21 protein-coding genes are annotated in these 17,697 nt (G+C 69.1%); 14 read left to right on the forward strand and 7 right to left on the reverse strand.

Annotated elements, in window-relative coordinates:
• Positions 1-2: 2 nt before the first annotated feature.
• The 5 genes from CSC71_RS08430 to CSC71_RS08450 form a co-directional block, all read right to left on the reverse strand.
• The gene (locus CSC71_RS08430; protein ID WP_211367937.1) at positions 3-557 is read right to left on the reverse strand and encodes a pilus assembly PilX family protein; all 555 of its coding nucleotides are present in this window, start codon (positions 555-557) and stop codon (positions 3-5) included.
• Entirely contained in the window at positions 554-1,651 is a 1,098-nt protein-coding gene (locus tag CSC71_RS08435; RefSeq protein WP_162373921.1) for a PilW family protein, read from the reverse strand. The genes CSC71_RS08430 and CSC71_RS08435 overlap by 4 nt, the downstream gene beginning before the upstream one ends.
• Complete coding sequence (pilV, locus tag CSC71_RS08440; RefSeq protein WP_343037682.1) at positions 1,648-2,133, reverse strand: type IV pilus modification protein PilV; 486 nt, start codon at positions 2,131-2,133, stop codon at positions 1,648-1,650. The genes CSC71_RS08435 and pilV overlap by 4 nt, the downstream gene beginning before the upstream one ends.
• A complete protein-coding gene (locus tag CSC71_RS08445) occupies positions 2,130-2,705 on the reverse strand; it encodes a GspH/FimT family pseudopilin (RefSeq protein ID WP_162373982.1) in 576 nt (191 codons plus the stop codon). The genes pilV and CSC71_RS08445 overlap by 4 nt, the downstream gene beginning before the upstream one ends.
• Before the next feature lie 210 nt (positions 2,706-2,915).
• Entirely contained in the window at positions 2,916-4,445 is a 1,530-nt protein-coding gene (locus CSC71_RS08450) for a fumarate hydratase (protein ID WP_162373922.1), read from the reverse strand.
• 208 nt (positions 4,446-4,653) lie between these two features.
• Here CSC71_RS08450 and CSC71_RS08455 point away from each other — a divergent pair, with 208 nt between their 5' ends.
• The 4 genes from CSC71_RS08455 (at position 4,654) to CSC71_RS08470 (ending at position 8,322) form a co-directional block, all read left to right on the forward strand.
• Positions 4,654-5,145, forward strand: a complete 492-nt coding sequence (locus tag CSC71_RS08455) for a DUF3224 domain-containing protein (RefSeq protein ID WP_343037683.1) — start codon at positions 4,654-4,656, stop codon at positions 5,143-5,145.
• Positions 5,146-5,271: 126 nt separating this feature from the next.
• Complete coding sequence (locus tag CSC71_RS08460) at positions 5,272-7,095, forward strand: ABC transporter ATP-binding protein (RefSeq protein WP_246192105.1); 1,824 nt, start codon at positions 5,272-5,274, stop codon at positions 7,093-7,095.
• 21 nt (positions 7,096-7,116) lie between these two features.
• The gene (locus CSC71_RS08465; RefSeq protein WP_162373924.1) at positions 7,117-7,845 is read left to right on the forward strand and encodes an NYN domain-containing protein; all 729 of its coding nucleotides are present in this window, start codon (positions 7,117-7,119) and stop codon (positions 7,843-7,845) included.
• Between the two features lie 24 nt (positions 7,846-7,869).
• Positions 7,870-8,322: a PaaI family thioesterase gene (locus CSC71_RS08470; RefSeq protein WP_162373925.1), complete on the forward strand. Its 453-nt coding sequence runs from the start codon at positions 7,870-7,872 to the stop codon at positions 8,320-8,322.
• A 9-nt stretch (positions 8,323-8,331) separates the two neighbouring features.
• On the opposite strand, the gene CSC71_RS08475 is transcribed toward CSC71_RS08470, so the two are convergent.
• Together CSC71_RS08475 and CSC71_RS08480 are read right to left on the reverse strand one after the other, a co-directional pair.
• A complete protein-coding gene (locus tag CSC71_RS08475; protein ID WP_162373926.1) occupies positions 8,332-9,129 on the reverse strand; it encodes an amidohydrolase in 798 nt (265 codons plus the stop codon).
• 53 nt (positions 9,130-9,182) lie between these two features.
• Complete coding sequence (locus tag CSC71_RS08480) at positions 9,183-10,328, reverse strand: pyridoxal phosphate-dependent aminotransferase (protein ID WP_162373927.1); 1,146 nt, start codon at positions 10,326-10,328, stop codon at positions 9,183-9,185.
• A 68-nt stretch (positions 10,329-10,396) separates the two neighbouring features.
• Between CSC71_RS08480 and CSC71_RS08485 the strand changes: the two genes are divergently transcribed.
• From CSC71_RS08485 to CSC71_RS08530, 10 genes are read left to right on the forward strand one after another with little or no spacing between them, the layout of a single operon-like run.
• Positions 10,397-10,891, forward strand: a complete 495-nt coding sequence (locus CSC71_RS08485; RefSeq protein WP_162373928.1) for a DUF3293 domain-containing protein — start codon at positions 10,397-10,399, stop codon at positions 10,889-10,891.
• A 27-nt stretch (positions 10,892-10,918) separates the two neighbouring features.
• Positions 10,919-11,557, forward strand: a complete 639-nt coding sequence (gene ccmA, locus CSC71_RS08490) for a heme ABC exporter ATP-binding protein CcmA (protein WP_162373929.1) — start codon at positions 10,919-10,921, stop codon at positions 11,555-11,557.
• Complete coding sequence (ccmB, locus tag CSC71_RS08495; protein WP_162373930.1) at positions 11,554-12,237, forward strand: heme exporter protein CcmB; 684 nt, start codon at positions 11,554-11,556, stop codon at positions 12,235-12,237. Before ccmA ends, ccmB begins: the two co-directional genes overlap by 4 nt.
• A gap of 38 nt (positions 12,238-12,275) precedes the next feature.
• Positions 12,276-13,025 carry a heme ABC transporter permease gene (locus CSC71_RS08500; protein WP_162373931.1) on the forward strand — a complete coding sequence of 250 codons (750 nt, stop codon included), beginning with the start codon at positions 12,276-12,278 and terminating at the stop codon, positions 13,023-13,025.
• Positions 13,022-13,186, forward strand: a complete 165-nt coding sequence (ccmD, locus tag CSC71_RS08505) for a heme exporter protein CcmD (RefSeq protein WP_162373932.1) — start codon at positions 13,022-13,024, stop codon at positions 13,184-13,186. The genes CSC71_RS08500 and ccmD overlap by 4 nt, the downstream gene beginning before the upstream one ends.
• Positions 13,183-13,656: a cytochrome c maturation protein CcmE gene (gene ccmE, locus CSC71_RS08510; protein ID WP_162373933.1), complete on the forward strand. Its 474-nt coding sequence runs from the start codon at positions 13,183-13,185 to the stop codon at positions 13,654-13,656. Before ccmD ends, ccmE begins: the two co-directional genes overlap by 4 nt.
• Before the next feature lie 11 nt (positions 13,657-13,667).
• Positions 13,668-15,605 carry a heme lyase CcmF/NrfE family subunit gene (locus tag CSC71_RS08515; RefSeq protein ID WP_162373934.1) on the forward strand — a complete coding sequence of 646 codons (1,938 nt, stop codon included), beginning with the start codon at positions 13,668-13,670 and terminating at the stop codon, positions 15,603-15,605.
• Entirely contained in the window at positions 15,602-16,174 is a 573-nt protein-coding gene (locus CSC71_RS08520) for a DsbE family thiol:disulfide interchange protein (RefSeq protein ID WP_162373935.1), read from the forward strand. The genes CSC71_RS08515 and CSC71_RS08520 overlap by 4 nt, the downstream gene beginning before the upstream one ends.
• On the forward strand, positions 16,171-16,599 hold the full coding sequence (locus CSC71_RS08525) for a cytochrome c-type biogenesis protein (protein WP_162373936.1): 429 nt from the start codon (positions 16,171-16,173) through the stop codon (positions 16,597-16,599). Before CSC71_RS08520 ends, CSC71_RS08525 begins: the two co-directional genes overlap by 4 nt.
• Entirely contained in the window at positions 16,599-17,609 is a 1,011-nt protein-coding gene (locus CSC71_RS08530; protein ID WP_162373937.1) for a tetratricopeptide repeat protein, read from the forward strand. The genes CSC71_RS08525 and CSC71_RS08530 overlap by 1 nt, the downstream gene beginning before the upstream one ends.
• The last annotated feature ends 88 nt before the right edge of the window (positions 17,610-17,697 follow it).

Genomic DNA, 17,697 nt, shown 5'->3' on the forward strand with positions numbered 1-17,697 from the left:
GATCAGGGAACCGCGTAAATGGATTGCAGCATCACTTCCGCCCGGCCTTCCTCGCGGCTGAGCGCGGTGATCCGGTAACGGCGTTCCGTGCCGCTGCAGGCGTTTTCGCCGATGACGTTCCTGGTGGTGCAACTGGCCGCGGGCGGGACGTCGTCGGCCAGCAGCTCGACGATGAACTTCGGCCGGGCCGTCTGCCCGCCCAGCGTCACCACCGCCTCCGGCGCACCGGCCCAGACCGACGGGTCGTCCCACACCGGCGCATCCGCCGGATCGGGCGCCGCGCAGAGTCCCGCGACGCAGCCGGAAACCGGCAATGCAGGCTTGCTCGCCGCGACGAGTTCGCCCTCGCGCAGCGCCGCTTCCGCCGCCTGGAAGGCCAGGCCGCGATCCCGGGTGCTGGCGCTCATGCGTTCTTCCATCACCGTCCCCCGCACGCTGGCCAGTGCGATCAGGGTCACCACCAGCAACAGGATCAGCACCATCGCGAGCGTGGCGGCGCCCTCCTGCAAGGCGGGGGCGCGGACAACGGGAAGCGGCATCGGGCGCGGTGCGTTCATGGGGCGTGGTTCCGGATGGTGACGACGAGCTGCAGGTTCCGCTGCAGGCCCCCGCCGTCGGTGCCGACGGGTTCGGTTCCTTCCAGGGTCAGGTCCATGGCCACCGCCATCACCTTGTCCGACGCCCAGTCGGCCGCGGGAACCGCCGCCGCATCGACGTAGCCGGTGGCGCCGGCCAGCAGGTAGCTGAGGCGCATGTCGCGCACCCCGTCGGCGATCTCGTCGTTTTCCACCGCCAGCACCCCCGCGTTGTTGCGCAGGCTGGACCGGTACAGCGAGCGACCGCCGCTGGCGTTGGCGCCGATGTACCAGCGCTCCGCATGCACCTTGGCCAGGAACGCGGGCCAGAGGTCTTCGGGTTCGTCCTTGATCCCGTCTTCGTCGCCGTCGCATCCGGCGCCCGAATACTTCCCCTGGTAGCAGCCGAAGGCGTACTGGTTGCCATTGGTCGTGCAGTTCACCGGGCTGCCGAAACCCAGCCCCTTGCTGCAGTTGCCGGGGCTCCCGATCCCATCGTTGTGGACGATGTTGTTGTTGATGCCGGTCTGGGCATTGGTGACCTGGAACACGGCGGCCTCGCCGAAATCGCAGGCCAGCGCGATGTCGCCGGGAAACAGCCCGTGATCGACGGTGCTGACCTCGAACCGGGCCGACGCGGGGACGTGCCTGACGATGTTGACGCCGGACACCGCCGATTTCAGTTCGATGGCGTCCGTGCCCGCGATGCGCTGGCCTTCGCCGGTGCCGAAGGCGGCGTCCGGGAACGCTTGCGCGCCGCCGTAGCCGCGGATGCCGGTGCCGAAATCGGTGTACCACTGGTTCGCCGGGTCGTTGAGCACGTTGTACGTCGGCAGGCTCCTTTCGCAGGGATTGCCCGCCGCCTCGCGCGCGTCGCGGGAGACCAGCTCGAACGCCACGCGCAGGTTCTCCTGGACCCGGCCCAGGCTTTCGGTGGCCGCATACGTACGGCTGTTGGCCGCGAAAACCGCGATCGCGGCCCCGACCACCAGCAGGCCGACCACCAGCGAAATCATCAGTTCGACCAGGCTGAAGCCGCGCGCGGCGCGGTTGCTGGCGCAGGATTCCCGTCTCATAGGCGCGTCACCGTCGTGATCCTCTGCGCCGGGTCGCCGTTGGCGCGCGTGTCGTCCCATTGCACGGTGACTTCGCATTCGACGCTGCCGCACACCACCGTGGCGCACGCCGAACTGCCCACCGTGCCCTTCAGCGAAGCGATCCAGTCGGCGAGATCGTTCATGGCGAGCGTGCCCCGGTCGGGCGGGGAACAGGTCATCGTCGTGAGGTTGTACCTGCCGATGATCGCCTCCTCGCGATTGGCGCGCATCGCGTCGAGGATGGCGTACGCGGCTATCGTCGCCTGGCTGCGTTCCAGGGAGCTCTGGCTGTTGCGCAACGCGGTCATCTGCAGGGCGGCGATGCCGAGTACGCCGAAGGCCAGCACGATGATCGCGATCAGGGCCTCGATCAGGCCGGCGCCGCGGGCATGCCGCAACCCGGCGAACTCCCGTCGTCCACGCATGCGGCGAAGCCGCGACTTGTCGTTGCTGTTTTTCACGGCCTGTCCCCCGGTGTGGGGCATTCGCCGGCGGCGTTTACCCTGTTGGAGCGGATCCTGCTTCCCGAGCCGATGCTCACGAGGCGGGCGTTTTCCTGGGGACGCGTCGTGGGCAGGCACAGGCTGACGGTGGCATTGAGCAGGTTGCCCCCCGCGTCCCGCGCGAAGCCATCGGCATTGAAGGCGACCCCGTTGGCGAATGCGGCACTGGGCAGCATCCGCACCTGCCCCGGCAGGCTGGCCCGCCGCAGCAACCGTTCGTTTGCCCCCAGGGCCCCGTCGCGATCCGCGTCCAGGAAGACGATCCAGCCGCTCGAGCCTGCGGGGTTGCAGGCGGGCAAGGCGGCATCCGGATCGGCGCTCATGCAGGCCACGGCGCGGCGGTTGCCGCGGATCGCTTCGAGTCGCGCCGACTGCAGCGTGGCGACGGTTTCGTTGGTCGCAGCCCGTAACCGGTTGTTGTTGATGATCGCCCCCATGCTGGGAGTGGCGGCCGCGGCAAGGATGGCCAGCACGGCCACGGCGATCATCAGCTCGACAAGCGTGAACCCGCGTTCGAGGCGGATCGACATGCATATCCCCCGGCGTCACTCCCCAAATTACATTGGGGATAGTCGCTGAACGGGCAAAACGATGTCAACCGATCAGCATGACAGGTCACCGGCTTTTGTTGTGACCGGCACCCTGATTCTGGCGACGACCGGTACTATCCGGACGACAAGCGTTCGGATTGCCCGGCCCGGGCCGGGCAATCCGGGGGGGAAAGCCCCCATCCCGCCCCCTTACGCCACCCCCACCGGGATCTTGCCGATCCGGGCCTGCCATTCGCGCGGGCCGGTCTGGTGCACCGACTCGCCGCTGGAATCGACCGCGACGGTCACCGGCATGTCCTTGACCTCGAATTCGTAGATCGCCTCCATGCCCAGGTCGGCGAAGCCGACGACCCTGGCCGCCTTGATCGCCTTCGACACCAGGTAGGCCGAGCCGCCGACCGCCATCAGGTACACCGACTTGTGCCTGCGGATCGCCTCGATCGCCGCCGGGCCGCGTTCGGCCTTGCCGATCATGCCCAGCAGGCCGGTCTGCGCCAGCACCTGCTCGGTGAACTTGTCCATGCGCGTGGCGGTGGTCGGGCCGGCCGGGCCGACGACTTCGTCGCGCACCGGATCGACCGGGCCGACGTAGTAGATGAAGCGGCCATTGAAGTCGACCGGCAGCGGCTCGCCCTTGTTCAGCATGTCGACCATGCGCTTGTGCGCGGCGTCGCGGCCGGTCAGCAGCTTGCCATTGAGCAGCAGCACTTCGCCCGGCTTGAAGCCGGCGACCTCCTCGCGGGTGAGCGTATCGAGGTTCACCCGGCGCGCGTTCTGCGGGTTGTAGGTCAGCTTCGGCCAGTCCTCCAGCGACGGCGGGTCCAACGCGACCGGGCCGCTGCCATCCAGGGTGAAATGCGCGTGGCGGGGGGCGGCGCAGTTCGGGATCATCGCCACCGGCAGGTTGGCCGCGTGGGTCGGGTAATCCCTGATCTTGATGTCCAGCACCGTGGTCAGGCCGCCCAGACCCTGCGCGCCGATGCCCAGCGCGTTGACCTTTTCGTACAGTTCGAGGCGCAGTTCTTCGAGGCGGTTCGACGGGCCGCGCGCGATGAGGTCCTGGATGTCGATCGGCTCCATCAGCGCTTCCTTCGCCAGCAGCATCGCCTTCTCGGCGGTGCCGCCGATGCCGATGCCAAGCATGCCCGGCGGGCACCAGCCGGCGCCCATGGTCGGCACGGTCTTCAGCACCCAGTCGACGATCGAGTCGGACGGATTGAGCATGGCGAACTTCGACTTCGCTTCCGAACCGCCGCCCTTGGCCGCGACGATCACGTCGACGGTATTGCCCGGCACGATCTTGACGTTGACCACCGCCGGGGTGTTGTCCCGGGTATTGAGGCGCTTGCCGGCCGGATCGGCCAGCACCGAGGCGCGCAGCTTGTTGTCCGGATGGTTGTAGGCGCGGCGCACGCCTTCGTTGGCCATGTCCTCGACGCCCATCGTGGCGTCGTCCCAGCGCACGTTCATGCCGACTTCGAGGAACACGGTGACGATGCCGGTGTCCTGGCAGATCGGGCGATGCCCCTCGGCGCACATGCGCGAGTTGATCAGGATCTGCGCCATCGCGTCCTTGGCCGCGGGCGACTGCTCGCGCTCGTAGGCCGCGGCGAGGTTCCGGATGTAGTCGACCGGATGGTAGTAGCTGATGTACTGCAGGGCGTCGGCGACCGACTGGATCAGATCTTCCTGCTTGATGGAAACCGGGGCATGGGACACGGACTGGGTGGAAGAACTCACGGCTGGCTCGGCGGCTGACGGGGAAATCCCCGTCATTTTAAGCCACTGCCGTGTTCCGGACACATGCCGCCGCCGGCATTTCCCGGCAACGTAGCCGCCACGCGACCGAAACATGAGCGAATGCACGGCCCCCGCTGTCGGCCCGAAACGCGCGTATCGTGTCCGGGCGCCCTGCCGGAGCACCCCGATGAAAATCCTCGCCGCTTGCCTGCTGCTGCTCGCCGCTCCAGTATCCGCGGCGGGAGTAAAGGAGACCACGCCCATGCACGCCACCGGCACCTTCGACGTCAAGGTCAAGCCGCAGCAGCCCGACAACGACGATGCGAAGGCCGCCGGCCTGGCGCGGCTGGCGCTGGACAAGAAATTCCATGGCGCGCTGGAAGGCGAAAGCCACGGCGAGATGCTCGCCCTCGGCGACGGCACGACCGCAGGCGCCTACGTCGCCATCGAGACGGTCAGCGGCAGGCTCGACGGCCGCGAAGGCAGTTTCGGGCTGGTCCACCGTGCGCTGATGCGCGACGGCAAACCGGAGCAATGGTCGATCCTGGTCGTGCCGGGCTCGGGCACCGGCGGACTGGCCGGGATCGACGGCGAATTGACGATCACCATCGCCAACGGCGTGCATTCCTACGACCTGAGCTACACGTTGCCCGCCGCGGCGCCGCAGGCCGCGAGGTAGCTCGCGCCCCCACCGCCATCCGTGCACAATGCCGGCATGGCGGACACGGCGATCCCGGCTTCGGGCAAGGACAGCGGAGGCAACGGCCCCAAGCCGCAGCCCAGCCAGCGCAGCAACAAGCCCAGCATGCGCGAGCGCTTCGACGCGATGCGCAACCTGCCGCCGTTCCTCAGGCAGATCTGGGCAACCAGCCCCGGCCTGACCCTGCTCGGCATCGGCCTGCGCCTGGTCCGCGCGCTGCTGCCCATCGTCACCCTGTACATCGGGAAATTGATCATCGACGAAGCGGTGCGCCTGGTCGACCTGGGCCTGCGCTTCGATTCGATCCCCGACGCCTGGCGCAGCGGCCAGCTCGACCACCTGCTGTGGCTGCTGGTCGCCGAGTTCGCGCTGGCGATCCTGTCCGACCTGCTCGGGCGCATGGTCAGCTACGCCGACGGCCTGCTGTCGGAGCTGTTCAACAACGCCACCAGCATCCGCCTGATGGAACACGCGGCAACGCTGGACCTGGAGGACTTCGAGGACCCCGACCTGCAGGACAAGCTGGAACGCGCGCGCCGGCAGACCATGGGACGCAGCAACCTGATGAGCCAGTTGTTCGGGCAGGCGCAGGACGCGATCACCGTGATCAGCTTCGGCGCCGGCCTGCTGGTCTATGCGCCATGGCTGATCGTGCTGCTCGCCATCGCGCTGGTCCCGGCCTTCGTCGGCGAATCGCATTTCAACGCGGCGGGCTATTCGCTCAACTTCCACTGGACGCCGGAGCGGCGCCAGCTCGAATACATCCGCCAGGCCGGCGCCAGCGTGGAGACGGCGAAAGAGGTCAAGATCTTCAACCTCAACCGCTTCCTGATCGAGCGCTACCGCACGCTGGCGACCAAGTTCTACCTGGCCAACCGCGCCCTCGCCCGGCGCCGCGCGGTCTGGGGCACGCTGCTCGCCGCGCTGGGCACGCTGGGCTACTACGTCGCCTACGCCTACATCTGCTGGCGCACCGTGCGCGGCGACTTCAGCATCGGCGACCTGACCTTCCTCGCCGGCAGCTTCCGCCGCCTGCGCCAGTTGCTGGAAGGGCTGCTGATCGGTTTCTCGCAGGTCGCCGGGCAGGCGCTGTACCTCGACGACCTGTTCTCGTTCTTCGAGATCGAGCCCGAAATCAGATCGCCGGCGAATCCCGCGCCGTTCCCGAAGCCGATCCGGCAGGGTTTCGTGTTCGACGACGTCGGCTTCCGCTATCCCGACGCCGAGCGCTGGGCGGTGCGCAACCTGTCGTTCGAGCTGAAGGCGGGCGAAGTGCTGGCGCTGGTCGGCGAGAACGGCGCCGGCAAGACCACGCTGGTCAAGCTGCTGGCGCGGCTGTACGACCCGGACGAGGGCCGCATCCTGCTCGACGGCCGCGACCTGCGCGACTACGACATCGACGAACTGCGCGCCAACATCGGCGTGATCTTCCAGGATTTCGTCCGCTACAACCTGACCGCCGGCGAGAACATCGGCGTCGGCCAGATCGACGCGATGGACGACCGCGAGCGCATCCGCCACGCCGCCGAACGCGGCATGGCCGACGAGGTGGTCGCCTCGCTGGCGAAGGGCTACGAGCAGCCGATCGGCCGCCGCTTCAAGGACGGCGTCGATCTGTCCGGCGGCCAGTGGCAGAAGATCGCGATCGCCCGTGCCTACATGCGCGATGCGCAGGTGATGATCCTCGACGAGCCGACCGCGGCGCTGGACGCGCGCGCCGAATACGAGGTGTTCCAGCGCTTCAAGGAACTGTCCGACGAGCGCACCGCGGTGCTGATCTCGCACCGCTTCTCCAGCGTGCGCATGGCCGACCGCATCCTGGTCCTCAACGAGGGGCGCGTGGAAGCCAGCGGCACCCACGAGCAGCTGATGGCGCAGGGCGGGCGCTATGCCGAGCTGTTCGAACTGCAGGCGGCGGGCTACCGCTGACCCCTATCGGAGAAACGCGCGATGGCAGATCCCAGACAGGCCGCAAGACTGGCATTGTTGATCGACGCGGACAACGCCGACCCCAAGCGGATATCCGAACTGCTCGCCGAGATCGCCAAATACGGCAATGCCGGCGTGCGCCGTGCCTACGGCAACTGGACCACGGGCCATCTCTCCGGCTGGAAATCGGGACTGCTGGATCATTCGATCCAGCCCATCCAGCAGTTCAGCTACACCACCGGCAAGAACGCAACAGACAGCGCGCTGATCATCGATGCGATGGACCTGCTGTACACCGGCCGCCTGGACGGCTTCTGCATCGTGTCCAGCGACAGCGACTTCACCCGGCTGGCGGCCAGGATCCGTGAGCAGGGCCTGACCGTATACGGGTTCGGGGAACGCAAGACCCCCACGGCATTCGTCGCCGCCTGCGACAAATTCATCTACACCGAGAACCTCGGCGACAAGCCGGCCGCCAAGGGCGACGCGCCCAAGGGAAGTTCGCTGAAAGGCGACAGCAAGCTGGATGCGCTGCTCAGGGGCGCGATGGAAGCCGCCTCGGACGACGCAGGCTGGGCCCACTTGGGCGCGGTCGGCAGCAACCTGATCCGGCTCGCTCCGGATTTCGACCCGCGTACCTATGGTTACAGGAAGCTCAAGGACCTGGTGGCCGCGCACCCTGCCTACGTGGTAGACGAGCGCCTGGATACGGAAGGAAAGCCCGGCGCGATCTACATCCGGGGAAAATGATCGAATGCCGACGGACTGCATGCCATGAACGACCATGCCCCCGACATCAATGCCCTGCTGCAGTCGAAGTTCCCGACCGGACTGGGGCTGATGATCCCGCCGCCCTGCCTGCTCGACATGCAGGGCGAATTCGTCGAATACGTCGAAGGCCAGTCGCTGACCGTGCGCTTTCCGGTCCTGCCGCGCTACCGCAATCCGATCGGCCACATGCAGGGCGGTTTCATCGTCGCCGCGCTGGACAACACGCTGGGGCCGTTCTCCTACCTGGTCGCGCCGCCCAACGCGACTGCATCGCTCAACACCCAATACCTGCGCCCGGTGACCGGCGAGCATGCCCACATCACCTGCACCGCGCGGCTGGTCGAGCGCACCCGCAACCAACTGTTCCTGTCCGGCGAGGCACGCGGTGCGGACGGCAAGGTGCTGGTCCTGTGCCAGGCGGTTTGCCAGATCCTGCCGCAGCAGCCTCCGGACTGAACCGGGATTTCAACGCAGCTCGAAGTCGTCCGCGTCCAGCATGGCCGGGAAGCGTTCGCGCCAGGCCTTGAGGTCGGCCGCGGAAATCGTCGTCGTCGCCACCGCCTCGCCTTCCGGGATTTCCAGCAGCGGCTGGCCGAGGAAGTCGATGACCGCGCTGTCGCCGGAATAGTCGAGGTCGTTGCCGTCGCGACCGGCGCGGTTGACCGCGGCCACGTAGCACAGGTTCTCGATGGCGCGCGCGCGCAGCAGGGTCTTCCAGGCATGGGCGCGCGACGCCGGCCAGTTGGCGACGAAGATCTGCAGGTCGAAATCGAGTTGCCCCGGCCGTTCGACGTCGTAGCGGTTGCGGCAGAACACCGGGAAGCGCAGGTCATAGCAGACCTGCGGGTTGATCCGCCAACCCTTCCACTCCACGCCCAGCCGTCCGCTGCCGGCGGCGTAGCGCTTGTGCTCGCCGGCATAGCGGAACAGGTGGCGCTTGTCGTAGTGCGCCAGCCCGCCGTCCGGCGTGGCCCACAGCAGGCGGTTGAATACGCCCTGCTCCGTGCGCAGTTGCACGCTGCCGGTGACCGCGGCGTCGAGCCGCTTCGCCTGCTCGACGATCCACGCCACGGTCGGCCCATCCATGCCCTCAGCCCTGTCGATGGCGTCGTTGGAGAAGCCGCTGGTGAAGGTCTCCGGCAGCACGACCAGGTCGGTCTTGCCCGCCAGCGGCACGATCAGGCCGCCGTAATAGTCGCGATTGCCGGCCGGGTCGTGCCAGCGGGTTTCGCCCTGGACGAGGGAAATGCGCAGGTCCTGCATGGTGTTCGCTCCGACGCCATTTCCGCGGAAGCGGAAACGGGCAGCCAAAAAAATTACAGCTTCTTCAAGCGCTCGATCGCCGCGTCCAGCGTCGCCGGGTTCTTGGCGAAGCACAGCCGCGCCAGGCGCTGGCCGGCGGGCGGGTTCTCGTAGAACGGCGACAGCGGGATCGCGGTGACGCCGTGCTCGACGGTCAGCCACTTGACGAATTCGAGGTCCGGCAGGTCGCTGACCGCCGAATAGTCGACCAGCTGGAAATACCCGCCCGGCACCGGCAGCGGCTTCAGCTTCGTCGCGAGCAACTGCTCGCGGAAATGATCGCGCTTGGCCTGGTAGAACGCGCCCAGCTGCTCGTAGTGCTCCGGTTCGTCGCGGATCATCGCGGCGAACGCATGCTGGGCCGGGGCGAAGCTGCAGAACACGTTGTACTGGTGGACCTTGCGGAATTCCGCGCTCAGCGCCGGCGGTGCGATCGCGTAGCCGATCTTCCAGCCGGTGCAGTGGTAGGTCTTGCCGAAGCTGGACACGACGAAGGCGCGTTCGCGCAGTTCCGGGTAACGCAACGCGGATTCGTGGCGGCGGCCGTCGAACACGATGTGTTCGTACACTTCGTCCGACAACAGGAAGATGTCGGTGCCGCGCAGGATATCGGCGAGCGCGCGCAGGTCGGCTTCGCCGAACATCGCGCCGGACGGGTTGTGCGGGCTGTTGACCATCAACATGCGGGTCTTCGGCGTGATCGCCGCCTGTACCCGGCTCCAGTCGACGGCGAAGGTCCGCGGGTCCATCGGCACGTGCACCGCTTTCGCGCCGGCCAGGTCGATCGCCGGCTCGTAGCAGTCGTAGGCCGGATCGAGCACGACCACTTCCTCGCCCGGACGCACCACCGCATGGATCGCGTTGAAGATCGCCTCGGTCGCGCCGCTGGTCACGGTGATCTCGGCATCGGTGTCGACCTGCGCGCCGTAGCAGGCCAGCGCCTTGGCGGCGATGGCCTGGCGCAACGCCGGCACGCCGGTCATCGGCGCGTACTGGTTGTGGCCGTCGCGCATGGCGCGGTCCAGCTCGTCGACCAATCGCTGCGGCACGGCGAAATCGGGGAAGCCCTGGCCCAGGTTCACCGCCTTGTGCTCCGCCGCCATCTGCGACATCACGGTGAAGATGGTGGTGCCCACCTTGGGCAGCTTGGTCTGCAGCATCGCTCGATCCGTCGAAAGTCGCGGGGCTTCGCAGTTTACGCAATGTCGGCGACGCGCGATGATGGGCCATGGGCGAAGACAGCGTTCCCGGCCTGGAACGGGTTGATCCCGGGCGAATCGCCGCACTGGCAGGCGAATACCTGCTTGCGCACTATTTCGTCGCCCTCGGCAAGCGCGAATGGCTGTTCCAGGTCGGCCAGACCGCCGACGACGTCGAACGCCAGCTGGTCGCGGACCGCTATCTGTTCATCACCGCGTGGAATCCCGCCTCGCGCAGCGTCGATGCCGCGCGGAACCTCGCCGCCGGCGAACGGCTGCTGGCGCGCCTGTCCGGCGCCGGCTACGCCGCCTACCCTGCCCTGGGCTGCGACGCGGACGGCGGCGGCGTCGAGCGCGGCCATCTGGCGCTGGACGTACCGGTGGACCGGGCCGATGCGCTGGCGCGCGAGTTCGGCCAGCTCGGCACGCTGTGCTGGCGCCATGGCGAACCGGTGCGATTGCGCATGCTGGCGCCGCGCCCGCCGGGATTCCCGGAGCACCCATACACCGACTGGGTCGGCTGAGCCGCCCAAGCCGATACAATGCGGGCGATGAGCCTGCCCCCCCATCCGCCGCTGCTGCGCGCCCGCGACCTGGGCTACTCGCGCAACGACGCGCCGGTGTTCGGCCCGCTGGATTTTTCGCTCGATGCCGGCGAAGCGCTGCTGGTGCAGGGCGGCAACGGCGCCGGCAAGACCACGCTGCTGCGGGTGCTGGCCGGTCTGCTGCACGCCGAAACCGGCACGATCGAAATCGAAGGCCGCGAACCCGAGCCCGCGCAACGCGCCCGCGCGGTCGCCTACCTGGGCCACCTGCCGGCATTGAAGGCCGACCTGAGCGCGCGGCAGAACCTCGATTTCCTGTGCGGCCTGCACGGACGCCGGCCGAGCGTCCCGATCGACGCCGCAATGGCCGTCGTCGGCCTGGCCGGCTACGAGGACGCGCTGGCGCGGCAGCTTTCCGCCGGGCAGAAGAAACGCCTGTCGCTGGCGCGGCTCTGGCTATCGCCGGCGCCGCTGTGGCTGCTCGACGAGCCCTACGCCAACCTCGATCTCGAAGGCATCGAACTGGTCAACCGGATGATTTCGGTGCACCTGCGCGACGGCGGCGCGACGCTGGTGACCACGCACGGCGCCTACGCCGCGCCGCCGGTGCGGACCCGGCTGCTGGAATTGCGGGCCGCCGCATGACCTCCCCCTCCCTGTCCGCCGCCGCCCGCGCGCTGCTGCTGCGCGACCTGCGCCTGCTGTGGCGACGCCGTGGCGACGCGCTGCAGCCGCTGCTGTTCGCGGTGCTGGTGGTGGTGCTGTTCGCGCTGGCGCTGGGCGGCGATCGCCGGTTGCTGGGTGCGATCGCGCCGTACGCGATCTGGGTCGCGGCGCTGCTGGCGGGGTTGCTGGCGCTGGACAGCCTGTTCCGCGGCGACGCCGAGGACGGCTCGCTGGAACAATGGCTGCTGGCCCCGGTGCCGCTCGCCTGGCTGGTCGCGGTGCGCGTGTTCAGCCACTGGCTGACCACGTCGCTGCCGCTGCTGCTCGCCGTGCCGCTGCTCGGCGAACTGCTGTACCTGCCGCGCGACCAGCTCGGCGTGCTGCTGCTGGGCCTGGGGCTGGGCACGCCGCTGCTGGGCCTGCTCGGCGCGGTGGTCGCCGCGCTGACCGTGGGGATGAAGCGCTCTGGTATCCTGATGGCGTTGCTGGCACTGCCGCTGTACGTGCCGGTGCTGGTGTTCGGTGCCGGCGGCGTGGCCGCCGCCGGGCAAGGACTGGACGCCGGCAGCGCGTGGCTGCTGCTTGGCGCCGGGCTGGCCGTGGCGCTGGTGCTGGCGCCGCTGGCCGCGGCGGCGGCGCTGCGCATCGCCCTGGACTGAACCGAGTTTCGAAACGCGACCGAATGACCCACTCCCGAATGAATCCGGTCCTGCGCTGGTTCCACCAACTCGGTTCGCCGCCCTACTTCGACAGTTTCGCCGCGCGCTGGTCGCCGTGGCTGTTCGCCGCCGCGATCGCGCTGCTCGGCATCGGCGCGTGGCAGGGCCTGTTCGTGGTCCCGGCCGACTACCAGCAGGGCGACAGCTTCCGCATCTTCTTCGTGCACGTGCCGGCGGCGATGCTGAGCCTGATGGTGTTCGCGGCGATGGCGGCGTACGCGGCCATCGCGCTCGTCTGGCGGATCAAGCTGTGCGAAATCCTGGCGATGGCCTGCGCGCCGGTCGGCGCCGGCTTCACCGTGATCACCCTGGTCACCGGTTCGATCTGGGGCAAGCCGATGTGGGGCACGTGGTGGGACTGGGACCCGCGCCTGACCACCGAGCTGATCCTGCTGTTCCTGTACCTGGGCGTGATCGCGCTGTACGGCGCCATCGACGACCGCCGCAATGCCGCGCGCGCCGCCGGCTTCCTCGCCATCGTCGGGGTGGTGCTGCTGCCGATCATCAAGTACTCGGTGGTGTGGTGGAACTCGCTGCACCAGGGCCAGACCATCAGCCTGCTCGGCGAGTCGAAGATCGACCCGAGCATGGTCGCGCCGTTCTGGATCATGTACGCGGGCATGCTGTGCTGGTTCCTCGCCTCGCTGCTGCAGCGCGCACGCGCCGACAACCTGCGCCGCGAATCCGGCAAGGACTGGGTGGCGAAACTTTCCGGGGGCGAAGCATGAGCTACCTGTCCTACGTCGTGGCCGCCTACGCGGTGTTCGTCGCGGTGCTGGCCTGGGACTACCTGGCCCCGCGCCTGCAGGTCCGCGCCCTGCTGCGCGCGGCCAGGGCGCGCCGCGCGCGTTCCGCGCCGCGCGCGGCCTCCGGCGAGTTGCAGCGATGAACCCGACCCGCCGCCGCCGCCTGCTGGCCGTGCTGCTGGTCGTCGCCGCGGCCGCCGTCGCCGCGGTGCTGCTGAGCATGGCGATCAAGCGCAACATCACCTACCTGTACACGCCCGGCGAGGTGCTGCGCGGCGAGGTTGCGGCGAAACCGGACGGCGGGCACGCGCGCTTCCGCCTCGGCGGCATGGTCGAAAGGGGCTCGTTCCGGCGCGCGCCCGGCTCGCTGGAAGCGCATTTCCGCGTCACCGACGGCGACGCGCAACTGCCGGTGGTCTACACCGGGATCCTGCCCGACCTGTTCCGCGAGGACCAGGCCGTGATCGCCACCGGCAACCTGCGGGACGGCGTGTTCGTCGCCACCGAAGTGCTGGCCAAGCACGACGAGAACTACATGCCGAAGGAAGTCGCGGACAAGATGGGCATCGCGCACCGCAAGCACGACGTGCAAACCGGCAACGACGCGAAGTAGGCCGACGCCACATGCTGCCCGAACTCGGACAAGTCGCGCTCATCCTCGCCCTGCTGGTGGCGCTGCTGCAGGCCGTGCTGCCGCTGGCCGGCGCGCAGCGCGGCAGGCCGGCGTGGATGGCGGTGGCGCGGCCGGCGGCCTACGCGCAACTGTCCTGCGTGCTGGCGGCCTTCGCCGTGCTGACGGCCGCCTTCGTGCGGCAGGACTTCTCGGTGAAGTACGTCGCCGAGAACTCCAACTCGCTGCTGCCGCTGGTCTACCGCTACACCGCGGTCTGGGGCTCGCACGAAGGCTCGCTGCTGCTGTGGGCGATGGTGCTGGCGCTGTGGACCGCCGCGGTCGCGACGTTCTCGCGGGCATTGCCCGGGCGCGTGGTCGCGCGCGTGCTCGGCACGATGGGGATAGTGGCGGTCGGCTTCCTGTCGTTCCTGATCTTCACCTCGAACCCGTTCGAGCGCCTGCTGCCGGCGCCGATCGAGGGCCGCGACCTCAACCCGCTGCTGCAGGACCCGGGCATGGTCATCCACCCGCCGATGCTGTATCTCGGCTACGTGGGCTTCTCGGTGCCGTTCGCGTTCGCCATCGCCGCGCTGCTCGACGGCGAAGTCGACGCGCGCTGGCTGCGTTGGACGCGGCCGTGGACCAACGTCGCCTGGGGCTTCCTGACCCTCGGCATCGCCATCGGCAGCTGGTGGGCGTACTACGAACTCGGTTGGGGCGGCTGGTGGTTCTGGGACCCGGTCGAGAACGCCAGCTTCATGCCGTGGCTGGTCGGCGCGGCGCTGCTGCATTCGCAGGCGGTGACCGAGAAGCGCGGCAGTTTCCGCGGCTGGACCCTGCTGCTGGCGATCGCCGCGTTCTCGCTGTCGCTGCTCGGCACCTTCCTGGTCCGTTCCGGCGTGCTGACCAGCGTGCACGCATTCGCCGCCGACCCGGCGCGCGGCCTGTTCGTGCTGGTGTTCCTCGCCCTCGTCATCGGCGGCTCGCTGCTGCTGTACGCGCTGCGCGCGCCGCGGATGCAGGACGGCGAGCGCGCTTCCGCCAAGCCCTTCGCCGCCGCTTCGCGCGAAACCCTGCTGCTGGTGAACAACCTGCTGCTGGCCGCGGCCTGCGCGATGGTGCTGCTGGGCACGCTGTACCCGCTGCTGGCCGACGCGCTGGACCTCGGCAAGATTTCGGTCGGCCCGCCCTACTTCGGCCTGTTGTTCCTGGTGCTGATGGCGCCGCTGGTCGCGCTGCTGCCGTTCGGCCCGCTGACCAAGTGGCAGCGCGAACAGGCGTCGAGGCCGCTGGCGATGCTGGCGCCGTGGCTCGTCCTAGCCCTGGTCGCAGCGGCGGCCGCGTACTTCCTCGCCCCGCAGGGGAAATGGAAAACCGCCGCCGGCGTCGCCGCATCGCTGTGGGTGGCGCTGGGCACGCTGCGCTTCGTGTGGACGCGGCTGAAGGCGAACGGCAAGTTCACCGCGGAGATGCTCGGCATGGTCCTGGCGCATTCCGGCATCGCCGTGTTCGTGGTCGGCGCGTTGCTGACCGATGCGCTGAGCCAGCAGCGCGAGCAGGCGGTGAAGCCGGGCGAGCAGGTATCCGTCGGCCGGCTCTGTTTCGAGTTCCAGGGCGTGCAACGCCGCACCGGCCCCAACTTCATCGCCGACCATGGGACCATCGACATCCTGCAGCGCTGCTCGGACCGGATCGCGACCCTGCACCCCGAGAAGCGCGGCTACGCCGCCGGCGGCCAGGTGATGACCGAAGCCGGCATCGACGCCGGCCTGCTGCGCGACCTGTACGTTTCGCTCGGCGAACCGCTCGGCGACGGCGCCTGGGCGCTGCGCGTGCACGTCAAGCCGTTCGTGCGCTGGATCTGGCTCGGTGCGCTGCTGATGGCGCTCGGCGGTTTCGTCGCCGCGACCGACCGGCGGTTCAGGCGCAAGCCCGAGGAATCCCCATGAATGCCCCCGCCCCGCGCAGCCATGCGCGCACCGGCGCCATCGCGGCCGGCGCGCTGCTGTTCGTCGCGCTGGTCGCGCTGCTGTATTACGGCGTGCGCCACTCCGCCGACGGCGACCGCGAAGCACTGCCGTCGCCGCTGATCGGCAAGCCGGCGCCCGCCTTCGACCTGCCGCTGCTGCACGAACCCGGCAAGCGCCTGAAACTGGCCGACCTGCACGGCAAGCCCTTCGTGCTGAACGTCTGGGGCAGCTGGTGCGCGGAATGCCGGGTCGAGCACCCGGTGATCGCGCGCTTCGCCTACACCCGGCGCGTGCGCTTCGTCGGCTACAACCTGAAGGACGAACGCGAGGACGCGATCCGCTGGCTGGAGCGCTACGACAACCCGTACAGCGACGTGGTCGCCGACGTCGACGGCCGCACCGCGATCGAATGGGGCATCTACGGCGCGCCGGAAACCTTCCTGGTCGACGCCGACGGCATCGTCCGCTGGAAGCACGTCGGCGCGGTCACCGATGCGGTCATCGACGACGAACTGATCCCGCGGCTCGAGAAGCTGGAGTCGCGATGATCCGCCGCCTGCTGCTCCTGCTCTGCTTCTGCGCGGCGCCGGCCTTCGCCCAGGTCAGCGACCCGACCCCGCTGCAGTTCCGCGACGCCGCCGAGGAAGCGCGCTTCCACGAACTGACTTCCGAGTTGCGCTGCGTGCAGTGCCAGAACCAGTCGCTGGCCGATTCCAATGCGCAGATCGCCCACGACCTGCGCCGCGAGGTGCTGGCGCAGATGCAGGCCGGCAAGAGCGATGCGCAGATCCGGCGGTTCCTGGTCGAACGCTACGGCGAATTCGTGCTGTACAAGCCACGGGTCAGCAGCCGCACCTGGCTGCTGTGGTTCGGGCCGCTGGCGCTGCTCGCGCTCGGCGCCATCGTGATCGCCCGCATCGTGCGCCGGCGCGGCGGCGGCGACATCCCGGCCGACGACGGGCAGGAGTGGTGATGCCCGCCTTCGCCGCCGCCGCGACCGTACTGACCCTCGCCGTGTTCGGCATCGTGCTGTGGCCGTTGTGGCGCGAATCGCGTCGCCCGGCCGCCGCCCTCGTGCTGGCGCTGTGCGTGGCCTCGATCGCCCTGTACCGGCTGGTCGGTACGCCCGCGGGCATCGGCGCCTCCGTCGCGGCGCAGCCGCCGGAAACGCTGGACCAAGCCATCGCGCAATTGCGCGCGGCGCTGGCAAGGAACCCGAACGAACCCGAAGGCTGGCGCCTGCTCGGCCAGTCGCTGGCGTCGCAGCAGAAATTCGCCGAGGCCCGCGACGCCTACGCGCGCGCGACCGCGCTGGCGCCCGACGATGCCGACCTGCTGGCCGCGGCCGCGCAATCGCGCATGTTCGCCGACCCGCAGCGCAAGCTCGACGGCGAGGCGGTGGCGATGCTGCGCCACGCGCTGGACGTGCAGCCGCAACACCAGCGCGCACGCTGGTTCCTCGGCGTCTCGCAGCGGCAGGCCGGCCGGCCGGCCGAAGCGGCGGAGACCTGGGAGCCGCTGCTGGCGGTCGTCGATGCCGCCACCGCCCCCAGCCTGCGCGCACAGATCGACGCCGCGCGCGCCGAGGCCGGGATGCCGGCCCTGCCGCCGGCCACGGCACCGGCCCCTGGCGCGAACGCGCTGGCGGTGAAGGTATCGCTCGACCCGGATTTCGCCGCACGCGTGCGCCTGCGCGGAGACGCCAGCGTGTTCGTGATCGCGCGCGCACCCGGCGGCCCGCCGATGCCGGTCGCGGTGGAAAAGCACGCGCTGTCCGATTTGCCGCTGACGGTGACGCTGGACGATGCCGACAGCCCGATGCCGACGCAGAAGCTGTCCGCGCTGAAGGAAGTCGAGGTCGTCGCCCGCATCTCCGCCAGCGGCAATGCGATGCGCAGCGAAGGCGACATCGATTCCGCACCGGTGCGGGTGACCTTGCCGGCGGAATCGCCGGTGGAGCTCATCCTGGGTCCGAACCCCTGAGGCGTTGCCGCTCTCCCCGCCAACCGGGAGAAGGAAATCCCGCACTATTGTTCCGCCAGCCGGTGATGCGCGGGACGGCGTCGCACGC

Source organism: Pseudoxanthomonas sangjuensis, assembly GCF_010211755.1.
Classification (GTDB): Bacteria; Pseudomonadota; Gammaproteobacteria; order Xanthomonadales; family Xanthomonadaceae; genus Pseudoxanthomonas_A; species Pseudoxanthomonas_A sangjuensis.